Genomic DNA, 15,895 nt, shown 5'->3' on the forward strand with positions numbered 1-15,895 from the left:
TCAGATCTCCTGCGCGTCGAGGCGGCGGTAGAGCGGCAGGGCGAAGGGCGCGATGCGCCGCAGGATCGGCTGGAAGGGCTGCGGCGTCGGCTCGGAGAAGGGGAGCCCCAGCTCGTTCTCCGGCACCCCTTGCGTGATCTTCGCCAGCTCCCGCCCGAGCGACACCGAGAGCGCCACGGCGCGGCCGTTGCACCCCGCCCAGGCATAGCCGTTGGGTCCGAGCCGGTGGAAGCGCGGGAAGCCGGCGACCTGCGGCTTGAGGAGGTTGTCCGGCGTCATGCCGACATAGCCGGACCAGACGAAGTCGAACTCGACCTCGCCGATCTGCGGCCACAGCTTTTTCAGCCGCTGCGCGAGCTGGGCGCGCAGATTGTCGCCGCCGGCGCCGGGGAACATGGCGGCGCCGCCGGTGACGAGGCGGTTGCGGGCGTCCCAGCGGGCGAAATAGAGCTCGCGATGGGTGTCCGACATGGCCTGCCGGTCGGGGATGATCGACTTCGCCACATTGTCGCTGATCGGCCGCGTCGCCATCTGCCAGGACAGGACCGGGATGACCTCGCGCGCGATGTCCGGGTTGAGCCTGTCGCTGAACTCCCCCGTATAGGCGTTGGTGGCGAGCACCAGGGCCTTCGCGGTCACCGACCCCTTCTCGGTCTTGACCACCCAGGCGTCACCCACCCGCTCGTAGGACTGCACCGGCGAGCGCGAGCGGATCACCGCGCCGAGGCGCAGCGCCACCTCGGCGAGGCCGCGGGCCAGCGCTAGCGGGTTGATGTGCCCGCCGGTGCGGTTCCAGAACCCGCCGTACCAGGCCTCCGAGCCGAGCATCCGCGCCATGGCCCCGCGGTCGAGAAGTTCCACCGGCGCGCCCAGTGCCGACCATTCCTTCACCCGCTTCTCGGCGATCTTGAAGCGGCCGGGCGAATGCACCGGCTGCACCCAGCCGGCCTGCTCGGCCTCGGCGGGAATGTCGTATTTGCGCACGGTGTCGAAGAGATATTGCGCGGCGTCGCGCAGCACCGCGTTGAAGCGCTCGCCGGCCTCGCCGTGGCGGGCCGTCATGCCCGAGGGGTCGTGGCCCGCGAGCGTCGGGATCACCTGGCCGTTGTTGCGCCCCGAGGCGCCCCAGCCCGGCTCCACCGCCTCCACCACCGTGACGGCGACGCCCATCTCGCGCAGGTGGATGGCCGTCGACAGGCCGGTGAAGCCGGCGCCGATCACGACGACATCGGTCGTCTCGGCACCGGTCAGCGGGGAGAGGACCGGGCCGGGAGGGGCGGTCGCCGCCCAGAGCGACGGCGGCCAGGGAGCCGATGATGTGGACGGCATGGAAGCAATCTCCGCGGAATGTGGCATGATCCATGAAAGCGGCCCCGGAGGGCAGCGGCAAGAGTGCCGTCTGCAGCCCGGGACGACGAGGGCGGCGAAATGGCGCGTCGCTATCGGAGGTGGCCAGGTAGGCAGCATTTAAATTCTGTTTGTATTGCGGTACGGAGAAAAATAATACTGTTTGTCTGGAAATTCTCCTGCGAAGATGGAAAATCTTGCTACGTCAGCTATGTGTGCACGGCAGCATAGCCCCGCAAATCTGCCACCCTCGGTGCGTTGCCTCCGGCGGCATGTTGGGTTGAACTGCCCGCGCAATCATCAGGGGGAGGGCTGCTGCCATGCCGCTCAAGCACATTCTCGGCGCCGACCATGTCGTGGTCACGGTTCGCGACCTCGACGCGGCCGCCAAAGCCTGGGCGGCGATCGGCTTCACCATGTCTCCCCGCGGCACCCACTCGCCGCATCTGGGCACCGGCAACTACACGACCATGTTCGGCGAGGATTACCTCGAACTGCTGGGCGTGCTGACCGAGACCGACCAGAACAAGCCGACCCGCGACTTCCTGGCCAAGCGCGAGGGCATCGAGCGCACCGCCTTCACCACCGACGATGCCGCGGGCGGCGCGGCCGAGCTGAAGGCGCGCGGCCTCGAGCCGCTGGGACCGGTGCATTTCGGCCGCCCGGTAGACCTGCCCGGCGGCGGCACGGGCGAGGCCAAGTTCAACGTCTTCCGCTGGCCGCTCGACCAGAATCCCGGCGGCATGCGCATCTTCGCCTGCCAGCACCTGACCCGCGACACGGTCTGGATTCCCGAGATCATGACCCACGCCAACGGCGCCAAACGCATCGCCCGCATCGAGATCCTCACCGCCGATCCGAAGGCTGCCGCCGAGAAGATGGCGGGCCTGATCGACGAGCCGGCGACGGAGACGCCCGATGGCTGGCGCGTGCCCTCCGGCGGCAAGCGCGCCGACTTCCGCTTCTACGACGCCGAGACCTTCTCGGCCCTCTATCCCGCCGCCGTGCGAGAGGGCGCCGCGTCCGAGGGGGCCGTCGCCCTGGTCATCGCCACCGACGACCTCGCCAAGGCGGCGAAGGCCTCGGGCGGCATCGCCCACGGCGAGGAGACGGTCAGCGTGCCGGCCGCCCGCGTGAATGGCGTCATCGTCAGCTTCGTGCCCCATTGAGAGGCACGAGGCGCTTCTGAGCAGATCCGCGATTGACGCCCATTCCGCAGTCGCCCATCGTCAAATCCGTCTTGCCTGCCGTTAGGAGAGCTCCATGAACTTCACCCGTCGCGCAGCCCTGATGACCTCGGCGGCCATCGCCGCCAACGTGGTCGATCCCTTCAAGGCCTTCGCGCAGCAGACGCCGCGCAAGGGTGGCGTCTTCGTCGTCCATTACGGCGCCGAGCAGCGCCAGCTGAACCCGAGCCTCCAGGCCTCGACGGGCGTCTACATCATCTCCGGCAAGATCCTGGAGCCGCTGGTCGACCTTGATGCCGCCGGCAATCCGGTCGGCGTGCTGGCGACGAGCTGGGAGTCCACACCCGACGGCAAGACCATCACCTTCAAGCTGCGCCAGGGCGTCACCTGGCACGACGGCAAGCCCTTCACCTCGGCGGACGTGCAGTTCACCGCCATGGAGATGTGGAAGAAGATCCTGAACTACGGGTCGACGCTGCAGCTCTTCCTCACCGCCGTCGACACGCCGGACCCGCACACGGCGATCTTCCGCTACGAGCGGCCCATGCCGCTCAACCTCCTGCTGCGCGCGCTGCCCGACCTCGGCTATATCTCGCCGCGCCATCTCTACGAGGGCAAGGGCGACATCCGCCAGAACCCGGTGAACCTCGCTCCGGTCGGCACCGGCCCGTTCAAGTTCGTCCAGTACGAGCGCGGCCAGCACATCATCGCCGACCGGCACGACGGCTACTGGAAGGGCCCGGCCAATCTCGACCGCATCGTCTGGCGCGTCATCACCGACCGCGCCGCCGCCGCTGCCCAGATGGAGGCGGGACAGCTCCACTATTCGCCTTTCTCGGGACTCACGATCTCGGACATGGCGCGCCTCGGCAAGGACCCGCGCTTCGTCGTCTCCACCAAGGGCAACGAGGGCAATGCCCGCACCAACACGCTGGAATTCAACTTCCGGCGCAAGGAACTGGCGGACATCAAGGTGCGTCAGGCCATTGCCCACGCCATCAACGTGCCCTTCTTCATCGAGAACTTCCTCGGCGACTTCGCCAAGCTCGGCACCGGCCCCATCCCCTCGGTCTCGACCGACTTCTATCCGGGCGCCAACACGCCCCAGTACCCCTACGACAAGGCCAAGGCGATCAAGCTGCTCGACGAGGCGGGCCTGCGCCCCGGCGCCGGCGGCACGCGTCTGTCGCTTCGCCTCCTGCCTGCGCCATGGGGCGAGGACGTGTCGCTCTGGGCGACCTTCATTCAGCAGTCGCTGGGAGAGGTCGGCATCCGCGTCGAGGTGGTGCGCAACGACGGCGGCGGCTTCCTGAAGTCGGTCTACGCCGACCACGCCTTCGACCTCGCCACCGGCTGGCACCAGTACCGCAACGACCCCGCCGTCTCGACCACGGTCTGGTACCGCTCGGGGCAGCCGGCCGGTGCGCCCTGGACCAACCAGTGGGGCGTCGCCGACGCCACCCTCGACAAGATCATCGACGATGCCGCCACCGAGGTGGATCCGGCCAAGCGCAAGGCGCTCTACGCCGACTTCGTCAAGCGCGCCAACGGCGAGCTGATGATCTGGATGCCGATCGAACAGATCTTCGTCACGGTGATCACCGCGAAGGCACGCAACCATTCCAACACGCCGCGCTGGGGCTCGTCCTCCTGGCACGATCTTTGGTTGGCGGAGTGACACGTCGGCGTGCGGGGAACCCCGCACGGACTCCACGCCCGGCTGATTGCGGAGACGAGACAGGTGAAACCGACGTCACCCCCGGCGAGCCCGAAGGGCGAGGGAAGGGGGGCCAGGTGGCGAAAGGCTCATGCGTTCCGGGGCAGCTTCGGCCGCCCCTGGATCCCCTTCCCCTCGCTTCGCTCGGCCGGGGATGACGTGCCTGCCCTTGTCTGCCGGTCTGCGCCCCACCGTTCACGACCGCCTCGAATGGCCTGATCCCATGCGAATCTTCAGCCTGGCGGGGCGGCGTCTCGCCGCCTCGATCCCGACCCTCTTCCTGATTCTGATCGGCGTCTTCCTGCTGCTGCAGTTCGCGCCGGGCGACACGGTCGACGCCATGATGGCGCAGATGGGCGGCGGCGACGCCAAGACGGCCGAGGACCTGCGCCGCTTCTACGGCCTGGACCTGTCGGTCTCAGCCCAGCTCGGCAGCTACCTTTGGCGGCTGGTGCGCTTCGATCTCGGCTTCTCCGCCATCTACGGCAAGCCGGTGGCGACCGTCATCGCCGAGCGCCTGCCGGCGACCATCCTGCTGATGACCGCCTCACTCTCCTTCGCCTTCTTCTTCGGCCTCATCCTCGGCGTCGTCGCGGCCCGCGGCGTCAACAAGTGGCCCGATACGCTGATCTCGACCGTCGGCCTCATCTTCTACGCCACGCCCTCCTTCTGGTTCGGCCTCATGGCCATTGTCGTCTTCTCCATCTACCTGCAATGGCTGCCGGCCGGCGGCCTCTCCGACATCACCTCCACCGCCACCGGCATCTGGGCGGTGCTCGACACGGCGCGCCACCTCGTGCTGCCGACGCTGACTCTGGGGCTCATCTTCCTCGCCATCTACCTGCGCATCATGCGCGCCTCGATGCTGGAGGTGCTGAACCTCGACTTCGTCCGCACCGCCCGCTCCAAGGGCCTCGACGAGACGCGCATCATCACCCGCCACGTGCTGCGCAACGCGCTGCTGCCCATGGTGACCCTGATCGGCCTGCAGGCCGGCACCATGCTGGGCGGCTCGGTGGTGGTGGAGAGCGTCTTCTCGCTCCCCGGTCTCGGGCGCCTCGCCTATGAGAGCGTCGTCCAGCGTGACCTCAACACGCTCCTCGGCATCATCTTCGTCTCGGCCCTGCTGGTCATCACCGTGAACTTCATCGTCGACCTCATCTATGCGCGCCTCGACCCGCGCATCACCTCGGGGGCCTGAGCCGTGGAGATCGTCCGCGCCTATTTCCGCTCGCCGCCCGCCGTCATCGGCCTCATCCTGCTTCTGGTCGTCATCGCCATGGCGGTGAGCGCCGGCTGGCTCTTCCCGCGCGATCCGCTGGCCCTCGCCGGCCGTCCCCTCGTCTGGCCTTTTTCGAATCCGCGCTTCCCGCTCGGCACCGACAATTCCGGGCGCGACATCGCCGCCCAGATCTTCTACGGCGCCCGCATCTCGCTGCTGATCGGCGGCGTCGCCACCATCATCGCCGTCGTCATCGGCATCGTCATCGGGGCTGTCGCGGGTTACTACGGCGGCTGGGTCGACAATGTGCTGATGCGCATCACCGAGGCCTTCCAGACCCTGCCGAACTTCCTCTTGCTGCTCGTCCTCGTCGCCGTCTTCGGCTCCACCATCACCACGGTGATCGTCGCCGTCGGCATCGTCTCCTGGCCCGCACCGGCCAGGCTCACCCGCGCCGAATTCCTGTCGCTGCGCAACCGCGAATTCGTCCAGGCCGGCCGCACCCTCGGCCTTAAGGACCTCAAGCTGATCTTCGGCGAGATCCTGCCCAACGCCCTGCCGCCGGTCATCGTCTATGCCAGCGTCGTCATGGCGGTCTCCATCCTGCTGGAGAGCGCGCTCGCCTTCCTCCGCCTCTCCGACCCGAACGTTGCCTCCTGGGGCAACCTCATCGGCCTCGGCCGCGACGTGCTGCGCGTCCAGTGGTACGTCTCGGCCATTCCCGGCATCGCCATCCTCGTCACCGTGCTCGCCGTCTCGCTCGTCGGTCAGGGCCTCAACGACGCCCTCAACCCGCGCCTGAAGGGCCGATGACCGTGAGCCCGTCCCCCGTCCTCGTCCTCGACCAGCTCAGCGTCCGCCTGCCCGCCGGCGCCGACCGTCCGCACGCCATGAAGGACGTCTCTCTCGCCATCGCCGGCAACGAGATCCTCTGCGTCGTCGGCGAGAGCGGCTCCGGCAAGTCGATGACCGCCAACGCCATCATGCGCCTCCTGCCCGGCGGCGTGACCATCGACGGCGGCAAGGTGCTGTTCGACGGCCGCGACCTGACGCAGCTCACGGAAGCCGAGATGCGCGCCGTGCGCGGCTCCGGCATCGCCATGATCTTCCAGGAGCCGATGACCGCGCTCAATCCGCTGCGCACCATCGGCGACCAGATCGGCGAGATGTTCGACATCCACACCGGCCTGTCGAAGCAGGAGATCGCGGCAAAGGTGCTCGACCTCCTGGCCGAGGTGCGCATCCCCGATCCCAAGCTCGCCGCGCGGGCCTATCCGCACGAGCTCTCCGGTGGCCAGCGCCAGCGCGCCATGATCGCCATGGCGCTCGCCCTCGATCCGAAGGTCTTGATCGCCGACGAGCCGACCACCGCCCTCGACGTGACGACCCAGGCGCAGATCCTGAGCCTCATCAAGGATCTGCAGAAGCGCAAGGGCACCGCCGTGCTCTTCATCACCCACGATTTCGGGGTCGTCGCCGAGATCGCCGACCGCGTGGCGGTCATGCAGTACGGCCTCGTGGTCGAGCAGGGCCCGGCGGAGGAGGTGCTGAACCGGCCGCAGCACGCCTATACCAAGCAGCTCATCGCCGCCGTGCCGCCGCTGAAGGCGCCGCCGCCGCGGCCGATCTCGGATGAACCCATCCTCACGATCGCCAAGGTCACCAAGACCTTCCGCACCGGCGGTTTCCTCGGCCGCGGCGTGCGCGTCACCCATGCGGTCAAGGACGTCTCGCTGGTGCTGCCGAAGGGCGGCACGCTCGGCATCGTCGGGGAATCGGGCTCGGGCAAGTCGACGCTGGCGCGCTGCATCGTCCGCCTCATCGACCCCGACACCGGCTCGCTGGTGCTGAACGGCAAGGATCTCGCGAAGCTCAGCCGCGAGGAGATGCGGCGGGAGACGCGCCACATCCAGATGGTCTTCCAGGACCCCTTCGGCTCGCTCAACCCGCGCCGCAAGGCCGGCGAGCTGGTGGCCCAGGGCCCGATCGTCCACGGCATGGACAGGGCGCAGGCGCTGGCGAAGGCCAGGGAGCTCTTCGGCCTCGTCGGGCTCGATCCGGCGGCCACCGACCGTTTCCCGCACGAGTTCTCCGGCGGCCAGCGCCAGCGCATCGGCCTCGCCCGCGCCCTCGCGCTGGAACCCGAGGTGTTGGTGGCCGACGAGGCGGTCTCGGCCCTCGACGTCTCGGTGCAGGCGCAGGTGCTGCGGCTCCTCGCCGACCTGCGCGAACGGCTCGGCCTCTCCATCGTCTTCATCACCCATGACCTGCGCGTCGCCGCCCAGGTCTGCGACCTCGTCGCGGTGATGAAGAGCGGCGAGGTGGTGGAGGCCGGCCCCATCGGTGAGGTCTTCGGCAATCCGCGGCATCCCTATACGCAGTCGCTGCTGGCCTCGATTCCCGGGCGGGAATTCGGCCTGAACCGGGATGCGGTGGTCGCCTGAGTTCTCTTCTTCATTGCATCACGCCCCCCACCCCTGACCCCTCCCCGCCGCAAGCGGGGGGAGGGGACGCGCCTATCCCTGCGACGATCGACACAGGCGATCGCTGACGGACGTCCCGCCATTCCCCTCCCCCCGCTTGCGGCGGGGAGGGGTCAGGGGTGGGGGGCAAGAGGGAAGCCGAGCCAGGACAAGCCGGCGCAGCCCCGTACCGCGCGGCAGCCTTGCACGCCGCTGCCGGACGGGCGACTTTCCAACGGCCGCCCGGGCTCCTAAGGTCCGCAGCCCTGAAGCGCCACGAGCGGGCCGTCCATGGTCGATATCGCCACCCGGGTCTACAATCACACGTGGAAACTGGACCCGATCATCCGGTCGCTGCTGGATTCGGACTATTACAAGTTCTCGATGCAGCAGCTCATCCGGCGCTTCCACCCGGACGTGACGGCGACCTTCGCGCTCACCAACCGCACCCGCACCATCCGCCTCGCCGAGGTGATCGACGAGCGCGAACTGCGCGAGCAGCTCGATCACGCCCGCGACCTCCGCTTCAAGCCGAAGGAGCTGATCTGGCTCGCCGGCAACACCTTCTACGGCCGCGAGCGCATCTTCGGCCCCGATTACCTCGCCTTCCTCAAGGACTTCCGCCTGCCCGAGTACCAGCTGGAAAAGCGCGACGGGCAGTATGAGCTGACCTTCGCCGGCAAGTGGGCCGAGACGACGATGTGGGAGGTGCAGGCCCTCGCCATCATCAACGAGCTGCGCGCCCGCGCCACCATGCGCTCGCTGTCGAAGCTCGAACTCGACATCCTCTATGCCAATGCCAAGGCCAAGGCCTGGGAGAAGATCAAGCGCCTGCGCCGCCTGAAGGAAGAGGTCGGCACGCTGAAGATCTCCGATTTCGGCACCCGCCGCCGCCACGGCTATCTCTGGCAGCAGTGGATGATGGAGGCCATGGCCGACGCCCTCGGCCCCGAGGTCTTCACCGGCACCTCCAACATGAAGCTCGCCATGGATCTCGGCCTCGAGGCCATCGGCACCAATGCCCACGAGCTGCCCATGGTCTACGGCGCGCTGGCGAAGACCGACGAGGAGCTTCTGAAGGCGCCCTACCGGGTGCTGGAGGACTGGGCGCGCATCTACGACCAGAACATGCGCATCATCCTTCCCGATTGTTTCGGCACGGCGCATTTCCTCGCCCATGCGCCGGACTGGGTGGCCGACTGGACCGGCGCCCGCCCCGATTCCAAGGACCCGACGGAGGGCACCGAGGAGCTCATCGCCTGGTGGCGCGCCAAGGGCCGCGACCCCGCCAAGAAGCTCGTCATCCTCTCCGACGGCATGGACATCGATTCCATCGAGGAGACGGCCCGGCGGTTCACGGGCAAGGTCCGCATCGGCTACGGCTGGGGGACGAACCTCACCAACGACTTCAAGGGCTGCGTTCCCAACGGCGACCCCGACGCCCTCGCGCCCATCTCCGTCGTCTGCAAGGTCGTGGAGGCGAACGGCCGCCCGGCGGTGAAGCTCTCCGACAATCCGCTGAAGGCCACCGGCCCGGCGGAGGAGATCGCCCGCTACCGCCGGGTCTTCGGCACCGTCGGCATGACTGCCCACCCCGTCCTCGTCTGACCCCTGAGCGGAGCCACCGTCATGCATGACCTCACCGGCAAGGTGGCCTTCATCTCCGGCGCGGGCTCGGTGGGGGAGGGCTGGGGCAACGGCAAGGCGACCGCCGTCCTGCTCGCCCGCCAGGGGGCCACCGTCTACGGCACCGACATCACCCTCGCCGCGGCGGAAGAGACCCGGCGGCTGATCGCGGCCGAGGGCGGCACCGCCCATGCGGCGGCCGTCGACATGACCAAGGCGGCGGAGGTCGAGGCGGCGGTGGCCGATTGCCTCGCCCGCTTCGGCCGCATCGACATCCTCGTCAACAATGTCGGGGGATCGGCGCCGGGCGATCCGGTCTCGATGAGCGAGGAGGTCTGGGACGCCCAGCTCGACCTCAACCTCAAGACCGCCTTCCTCTGCTGCAAGCACGTCATCCCGGTGATGGAGCGACAGGGCGGCGGCGCCATCGTCAACCTGTCGTCGATTGCCGGCGTGCGCATCCTGCCCGACCGGCCCCATGTCGCCTACACGACGACCAAGCTCGGCATTCTCGGCTTCTCGCGCTCCATCGCCGTGACCTATGCGAAGAAGGCGATCCGCTGCAACACGGTCATCCCCGGCCTGATGCACACGCCGCTCGTCGAGACGCGGCTGGCGAAGCAGGTCGCCGGCGGCGATGCCGCGGCCCTCATCGCCTCCCGCAATGCGCAGGTGCCGACGGGAAAGATGGGCGATGCCTGGGACGTGGCGCAGGCCGTGCTGTTCCTCGTCTCCGACGAGGCGCGCTACGTGACGGCGGCCGAGATCGCGGTGGATGGCGGGCTGTCGGCGGCGGGGCGGTAGAGCCGAGCCTCGCCGACCTCGGCTGACCTACTCCGCCGCGGCCTTCGGCGCGAAGCTCCCCCGCGCATGGCGCTTGGGCTTGGCCGCCACCTTCAATGCCTCGAAGTCGGCCCTGTCCTTCACCGCATTGCGCAGAGCCTGGTCCTTGCCCGGCAGGTATTGCGGCGGCTGGTGGATGTCGACCCCGTACCAGGCCGCCGCCTTCAGCATGAAGGAGGGATCGGCGAGATGCGGCCGTCCCAGCGCCACCAGGTCGGCGCGGCCGGCGGCGAGGATCGTGTTCATCTGGTCGGCCGAGGTAATGTTGCCGACGCACATCGTTTTCACCTCGGCCTCGTTGCGGATGGCGTCGGAGAATGGCGTCTGGAACATGCGGCCGTAGACCGGCCGGCTCTTCGGCGTGGTTTGGCCGGTGGAGACGTCGACGAGGTCGACGCCGGCCTCGGCGAAGGCGCGGGCGATGGCGATGCTGTCCGCTTCCGTGATGCCGCCCTCGGCCCAGTCGGTGGCGGAGATGCGAACCGACATGGGCTTCTCCGCCGGCCAGGCGTCGCGCATGGCGGCGAAGACGCGGAGGGGGAAGCGCAGACGGTTCTCGATGCTGCCGCCATAGCCGTCAGTTCGCCGGTTGGTCAGCGGCGACAGGAAGGAGGCGAGGAGATAGCCGTGGGCGCAGTGCAGCTCCAGCATGTCGAAGCCGCAGCGCGCCGCCCGCTCCGTCGCCGCCACGAACTCTCCGGTGATGCGGGCCATGCCGGCCTCATCCAGTTCCGCCGGCACCTGGCTGTCCGGATAGTAGGGCATGGGGGAGGCGGAGACGATCGGCCAGGCGCCCTCGGTCAGCGGCCGGTCCATTCCCTCCCACATCAGCTTCGAGGCGCCCTTGCGACCGGCATGGCCGAGCTGCAGGCAGAGCTTCGCCTGCGAGTTGGCGTGGGCGAAATCGACGATGCGCGTCCAGGCCGCCTCCTGTTCGTCGGACCAGAGACCGGCGCAGCCCGGCGTGATGCGCGCGTCCGGCGCGACGCAGACCATCTCGGTGTAGACGAGGCCAGCGCCGCCGATGGCGCGGGCGCCGTAATGCACCACGTGCCAGTCGGTCGGCATGCCCTCGACGGCCGAGTACATGCACATGGGCGAGACGACGGCGCGATTCGCGACCGTCATGTCGCGCAGGCTGAGCGGCTGGAACAGCGGCGGGCGGGGCCTGGCGACATCCGCGCCCGGAACACCTTCAGCGAACATCCGGTCGGTCTCGGCGACGAAGTCCGGCGCGCGCAGCTTCAGGTTCTCGTAGGTGATCGCCTTGGAGCGCGTCATCAGGCCGAAGGCGAACTGGCGCGGGTCCATGTCCCAGAAGCGGTCGACATGTTCGAACCAGACGAGCGAGACGTCGGCGGCATGCTGGGTGCGCTCCACCTCCTCGCGGCGGTCGGTCTCGTAGGACGCCAGCGCCTCGGCCACCGTGCCCTTCGCGCGGAAGGCGTCGAACAGCGCGATGGAATCCTCCATGGCGAGCTTGGTGCCGGCGCCGATGGAGAAATGCGCCGTGCCCTTGGCATCGCCCATCAGCACCACGTTGTCCTTCACCCAGCGCTTCGAGCGGATCATCGGGAATTGCCGCCAGAGCGAGCGGTTGGTGATCAGCGGATGGCCGGCGAGCTCCTCGGCGAAGACGCCCTCGAGGAAGCGGGCCGAGGCCTCTTCGTCCATGCGGTCGAGCCCGGCGCGGGCGAAGGTCTCGGGATCGGTCTCGATGACCCAGGTCGAGCGGCCCGCCTCGTACTGGTAGGTGTGGGCGATGAAGATGCCGAATTCCGTCTCGCGGAAGAAGAAGGTGAAGGCGTCGAGTTCGCGGGTGGAGCCGAGCCAGGTGAACTTGTTGGGTCTGAGGTCCACCTCGGGGTGGAAGTGGTCGCGATTGGCCTCGCGGATGCGCGAATTGATGCCGTCCGCCGCGACGACGAGGTCGTAACCCGCGAAGGTCGCGGGGTCCGGCTCCACCTCGGTCTGGAACTGCATCTCGACGCCGAGCTGGCGGGCGCGATTCTGCAGGAGGATCAGCAGCGTCTGGCGCGAGCAGCCGCAGAAGCCGTTGCCGCCGATACGGTGCACCGTGTCCTTGAACCGGACCTCGATGTCGTCCCAGTAGGCGAAGTTCTCGGTGATGGCGCGGTAGCTCTCCGCGTCGTAGCGCTCGAATATGTCGAGGGTCGCGTCGGAGAAGACGACGCCGAAGCCGAACGTGTCGTCCGGGCGGTTGCGCTCGAAGACGGTGATGTCGGCCGCCGGCTGCCATTTCTTCATCAGGATGGCGAAATAGAGCCCGCCCGGTCCGCCGCCGATCACCGCGATGCGCATGGCCATCTCCCTTGTCGCTGCATTGACCGGAGTGCGTCCTTCGAGGCTCGCTGACGCTCGCACCTCAGGATGAGGAGGGGCGAGCATGACACAGGCTCAGGAGGAGCACAGGCGGCGCATCCTGGCCCATGCAGGGCACCACCATCCTCATCCTGAGGTGCGAGCCACGGCGATGCGGCAGCATCGTCCGATGGCGAGCCTCGAAGGACGCACTGCCTCTCATGCAGGCGTCACCCGAAATAGTTTAGGCTTAAAATAATTGGCGGCAAGGCGCGGAAAGGCTCTTGCTCCAAAATATTTGAAGCTTAAAACATTCAGGCGAGGAGGCCACGATGCCGACGGACCCCGCCGCCCCATCCTCTGCGCTGACGCCCCTTCGCGGCAAGCGCGCCCTCGTCACCGGGGGTGGACGCGGAATCGGCCGGGCCATCGCGGCAGCGCTGACGGGGCAGGGCGCCGAGGTCATCGTGCTCGGCCGCAGCCGGGCTCCCCTCGACGAGGCCGTGGCCGCCGGCCATGCCACCCGCGCCATCGCCTGCGACGTCACCGACCGTCCCGCCTTCCTCGCCGCTTTGCACGATGCAGGGGACCTCGACATCTTCGTCAGCAATGCCGGTCACGCCGAGACCGCGCCGCTGAAGCGCATGGACGCCGCGCTCTTCGACCGCATGATCGCGCTGAACCTCACCGCCGTCTTCGACGGCATCCACGCCGTGCTGCCGGGCATGGTGGCGCGCGGTACCGGCCGCATCGTCTCGGTCGCTTCCACCGCGGGCCTCACCGGCTACCCTTACGTTTCCGCCTATTGCGCGGCGAAGCACGGCGTCGTCGGCCTGACGCGCGCGCTGGCCAAGGAGGTCGCGACCTCCGGCGTCACCGTCAATTGCGTCTGCCCCGGTTTCACCGAGACCGACCTCGTCGCCGGCTCCATCGACACCATCGTCGCCCAGACCGGCCGCAGCCCCGAGGCCGCGCTCGCCGACCTCACAAAAACCATGCCCATCGGCCGCCTGATCAAGCCGGAGGAGGTGGCTGCCGCCGTCCTCTGGCTCGTCTCGGACGCGGCCGCCGCCGTCACCGGCCTCGCTTTGCCGGTGGCGGGCGGAGAGATTTGAGGACACGCCCCATGCAAGCCCCCGCCCACCGCATCCCGCACCGACAGGCCCTGGCCGACTGGCAGGCGACGCATTTCCTCTGGGAGGTGAAGGGCAAGGTCGCGACCATCACCCTGAACCGGCCGGAGAAGAAGAACCCGCTGACCTTCGAGAGCTATGCCGAGCTCGGCGACCTCTTCCGCGCGCTCGCCTTCGACACCTCCATCAAGGCCGTCGTGGTGACCGGCGCCGGCGGCAACTTCTGCGCCGGCGGCGATGTCTTCGAGATCATCGAGCCGCTGACCGGCCGCGACATGCCCGGCCTCCTGCAGTTCACCCGCATGACCGGCGAGCTGGTGAAGGCCATGCGCGCCTGCCCGCAGCCGATCATCTCCGCCATCGACGGCATCTGCGTCGGCGCCGGCGCCATCATCGCCATGGCCTCGGACCTGCGCGTCGGCACCGCCAAGACCAAGGTCGCCTTCCTCTTCAACAAGGTGGGCCTCGCCGGCTGCGACATGGGCGCCTGCGCCATCCTGCCCCGCATCATCGGACAGGGGCGGGCCTCGGAGCTGCTCTACACCGGCCGCATGATGGGCGGTGAGGAAGGTCACGCCTGGGGCTTCTTCAACCGCCTCGCCGCTCCCGAGGCGGTGCTCGCCGAGGCGACCGCGCTCGCGGGGGAGATCGCCGATGGTCCGACCTTTGCGAACTCCATCACCAAGCGCATGCTGCACATGGAATGGACCATGTCGGTGGACGAGGCGATCGAGGCCGAGGCCATGGCGCAGGCGATCTGCATGGACACCAAGGACTTCCGCCGCGCCTTCGAGGCCTTCGCGGCGAAGACCAAGCCTGTCTTCGAGGGGGATTGAGATGCTCCCCGCCGACCTCCTGTCGCTGCCCTTCTTCGAGGACCGCCACCGCGACTACGCCGCGCGCCTGTCGGATTGGGCGGCGCGCACCGTCCCCGGCCTCGTCGACCACCACGACGTCGACGGCTCCTGCCGCCGCCTCGTCGCTGCCATGGGCGAGGCGGGCTGGCTGAAGGCCTGCGTGCCGGCTGACCAGGGCGGGCTTTACCCCGCCCTCGACGTGCGCACCCTCTGCATCACCCGGGCGACGCTGGCCTATGTCGAGGGCCTCGCCGATTTCGCCTTCGCCATGCAGGGCCTCGGCACCGGCGTCGTCTCGCTCTTCGGCACGGAGGCGCAGAAGGCGCTGTGCTGCCCGCCGGTGCGCGACGGCAAGGCCATCGCCGCCTTCGCCCTGTCGGAGCCCGATGCCGGCTCGGACGTCGCCGCCATGTCCACCACCGCGACGCGCCTCGCCGACGGCTGGCGGCTCGACGGCGTCAAGACCTGGATCTCCAATGGCGGCATCGCCGACCGCTACGTCGTCTTCGCCCGCACCGGCGAGGCGCCCGGAGCCCGCGGCATCTCGGCCTTCATCGTTCCCGCCGACGCGCCCGGCCTCTCCATCGCCGAGCGCATCGACGTCATCGCGCCGCATCCCCTCGCCACCCTGCTCTTCGAGGAGTGCCGCCTGCCCGCCGACGCACTGATCGGCAAGCCCGGCGGCGGCTTCGCCATGGCCATGGCCAATCTCGACATCTTTCGCCCCACCGTCGCCGCCGCCGCTCTCGGCATGGGTCTTCGCGCCCTCGACGAGGCGACGCGCCGGGCGCGCTCGCGCATCATGTTCGGCGCGCCGCTCGCCGACCTGCAGCTCACCCAGGCCGCCCTCGCCGACAGCGTCGCCGAGCTCGAGGCCGCGGCCCTGCTCGTCTTCCGCGCCGCCTGGGCCAAGGACCAGGGCAAGCCGCGCATCACCAAGGAAGCGGCCATCGCCAAGATGGTCGCCACCGAAAACGCCCAGAAGGTCATCGACCGGGCGATCCAGATCTTCGGCGGTCTGGGCGTCAAGAAGGGTGAGAAGGTGGAGGAACTGTACCGGGAGATCCGCGCCCTGCGCATCTACGAGGGGGCGACCGAGGTTCAGAAGGTCGTCATCGCAAGGGCCCATCTCGCCGAGGCCGAGGCCGCGGCTTCCAAGGCAGCCGGATAGGAGCGCCC

General features: G+C 68.7%; 12 protein-coding genes. 10 read left to right on the forward strand and 2 right to left on the reverse strand.

The features are described 5' to 3' along the window. Entirely contained in the window at positions 1-1,329 is a 1,329-nt protein-coding gene (locus tag C6569_RS02005; RefSeq protein ID WP_106747267.1) for an NAD(P)/FAD-dependent oxidoreductase, read from the reverse strand. Between the two features lie 338 nt (positions 1,330-1,667). Between C6569_RS02005 and C6569_RS02010 the strand changes: the two genes are divergently transcribed. From C6569_RS02010 to C6569_RS02040, 7 genes are all read left to right on the forward strand, one after another. Next, positions 1,668-2,516 (forward strand): VOC family protein, encoded by an 849-nt coding sequence (locus tag C6569_RS02010; protein ID WP_106747268.1) that lies wholly within the window; start codon positions 1,668-1,670, stop codon positions 2,514-2,516. Between the two features lie 94 nt (positions 2,517-2,610). Continuing rightward, entirely contained in the window at positions 2,611-4,212 is a 1,602-nt protein-coding gene (locus C6569_RS02015; protein WP_106747269.1) for an ABC transporter substrate-binding protein, read from the forward strand. Positions 4,213-4,474: 262 nt separating this feature from the next. Beyond that, on the forward strand, positions 4,475-5,452 hold the full coding sequence (locus tag C6569_RS02020) for an ABC transporter permease (RefSeq protein WP_106747270.1): 978 nt from the start codon (positions 4,475-4,477) through the stop codon (positions 5,450-5,452). A 3-nt stretch (positions 5,453-5,455) separates the two neighbouring features. Further along, positions 5,456-6,286, forward strand: a complete 831-nt coding sequence (locus tag C6569_RS02025) for an ABC transporter permease (RefSeq protein ID WP_106747271.1) — start codon at positions 5,456-5,458, stop codon at positions 6,284-6,286. Beyond that, entirely contained in the window at positions 6,283-7,917 is a 1,635-nt protein-coding gene (locus C6569_RS02030; protein WP_181313877.1) for an ABC transporter ATP-binding protein, read from the forward strand. Before C6569_RS02025 ends, C6569_RS02030 begins: the two co-directional genes overlap by 4 nt. A gap of 309 nt (positions 7,918-8,226) precedes the next feature. Beyond that, on the forward strand, positions 8,227-9,543 hold the full coding sequence (locus tag C6569_RS02035; protein WP_106747272.1) for a nicotinate phosphoribosyltransferase: 1,317 nt from the start codon (positions 8,227-8,229) through the stop codon (positions 9,541-9,543). 21 nt (positions 9,544-9,564) lie between these two features. Beyond that, positions 9,565-10,365 (forward strand): SDR family NAD(P)-dependent oxidoreductase, encoded by an 801-nt coding sequence (locus C6569_RS02040; protein ID WP_106747273.1) that lies wholly within the window; start codon positions 9,565-9,567, stop codon positions 10,363-10,365. Between the two features lie 27 nt (positions 10,366-10,392). Here C6569_RS02040 and C6569_RS02045 read toward each other — a convergent pair whose 3' ends face one another. Continuing rightward, on the reverse strand, positions 10,393-12,726 hold the full coding sequence (locus tag C6569_RS02045; RefSeq protein ID WP_106750853.1) for a bifunctional salicylyl-CoA 5-hydroxylase/oxidoreductase: 2,334 nt from the start codon (positions 12,724-12,726) through the stop codon (positions 10,393-10,395). A gap of 332 nt (positions 12,727-13,058) precedes the next feature. Here C6569_RS02045 and C6569_RS02050 point away from each other — a divergent pair, with 332 nt between their 5' ends. The 3 genes from C6569_RS02050 to C6569_RS02060 are packed head-to-tail and all read left to right on the forward strand — an operon-like array spanning position 13,059 to position 15,887. Further along, a complete protein-coding gene (locus tag C6569_RS02050; protein ID WP_181313878.1) occupies positions 13,059-13,841 on the forward strand; it encodes an SDR family NAD(P)-dependent oxidoreductase in 783 nt (260 codons plus the stop codon). Between the two features lie 11 nt (positions 13,842-13,852). Further along, entirely contained in the window at positions 13,853-14,695 is an 843-nt protein-coding gene (locus C6569_RS02055; protein ID WP_106747274.1) for an enoyl-CoA hydratase family protein, read from the forward strand. A 1-nt stretch (position 14,696) separates the two neighbouring features. Then, positions 14,697-15,887 carry an acyl-CoA dehydrogenase family protein gene (locus C6569_RS02060; protein WP_106747275.1) on the forward strand — a complete coding sequence of 397 codons (1,191 nt, stop codon included), beginning with the start codon at positions 14,697-14,699 and terminating at the stop codon, positions 15,885-15,887. Positions 15,888-15,895 lie beyond the last annotated feature (8 nt).

This window comes from Phreatobacter cathodiphilus, from assembly GCF_003008515.1.
GTDB lineage: Bacteria > Pseudomonadota > Alphaproteobacteria > Rhizobiales > Phreatobacteraceae > Phreatobacter > Phreatobacter cathodiphilus.

What these genes read in the sequence shown, in the direction of transcription:
- C6569_RS02005 (WP_106747267.1), bottom strand. Translation starts at nt 1,329, where the DNA reads ATGCCGTCCACATCATCGGCTCCCTGGCCGCCGTCGCTCTGGGCGGCG.
- C6569_RS02010 (WP_106747268.1), top strand. Translation starts at nt 1,668, where the DNA reads ATGCCGCTCAAGCACATTCTCGGCGCCGACCATGTCGTGGTCACGGTT.
- C6569_RS02015 (WP_106747269.1), top strand. Translation starts at nt 2,611, where the DNA reads ATGAACTTCACCCGTCGCGCAGCCCTGATGACCTCGGCGGCCATCGCC.
- C6569_RS02020 (WP_106747270.1), top strand. Translation starts at nt 4,475, where the DNA reads ATGCGAATCTTCAGCCTGGCGGGGCGGCGTCTCGCCGCCTCGATCCCG.
- C6569_RS02030 (WP_181313877.1), top strand. Translation starts at nt 6,283, where the DNA reads ATGACCGTGAGCCCGTCCCCCGTCCTCGTCCTCGACCAGCTCAGCGTC.
- C6569_RS02035 (WP_106747272.1), top strand. Translation starts at nt 8,227, where the DNA reads ATGGTCGATATCGCCACCCGGGTCTACAATCACACGTGGAAACTGGAC.
- C6569_RS02040 (WP_106747273.1), top strand. Translation starts at nt 9,565, where the DNA reads ATGCATGACCTCACCGGCAAGGTGGCCTTCATCTCCGGCGCGGGCTCG.
- C6569_RS02045 (WP_106750853.1), bottom strand. Translation starts at nt 12,726, where the DNA reads ATGCGCATCGCGGTGATCGGCGGCGGACCGGGCGGGCTCTATTTCGCC.
- C6569_RS02050 (WP_181313878.1), top strand. Translation starts at nt 13,059, where the DNA reads ATGCCGACGGACCCCGCCGCCCCATCCTCTGCGCTGACGCCCCTTCGC.
- C6569_RS02055 (WP_106747274.1), top strand. Translation starts at nt 13,853, where the DNA reads ATGCAAGCCCCCGCCCACCGCATCCCGCACCGACAGGCCCTGGCCGAC.
- C6569_RS02060 (WP_106747275.1), top strand. Translation starts at nt 14,697, where the DNA reads ATGCTCCCCGCCGACCTCCTGTCGCTGCCCTTCTTCGAGGACCGCCAC.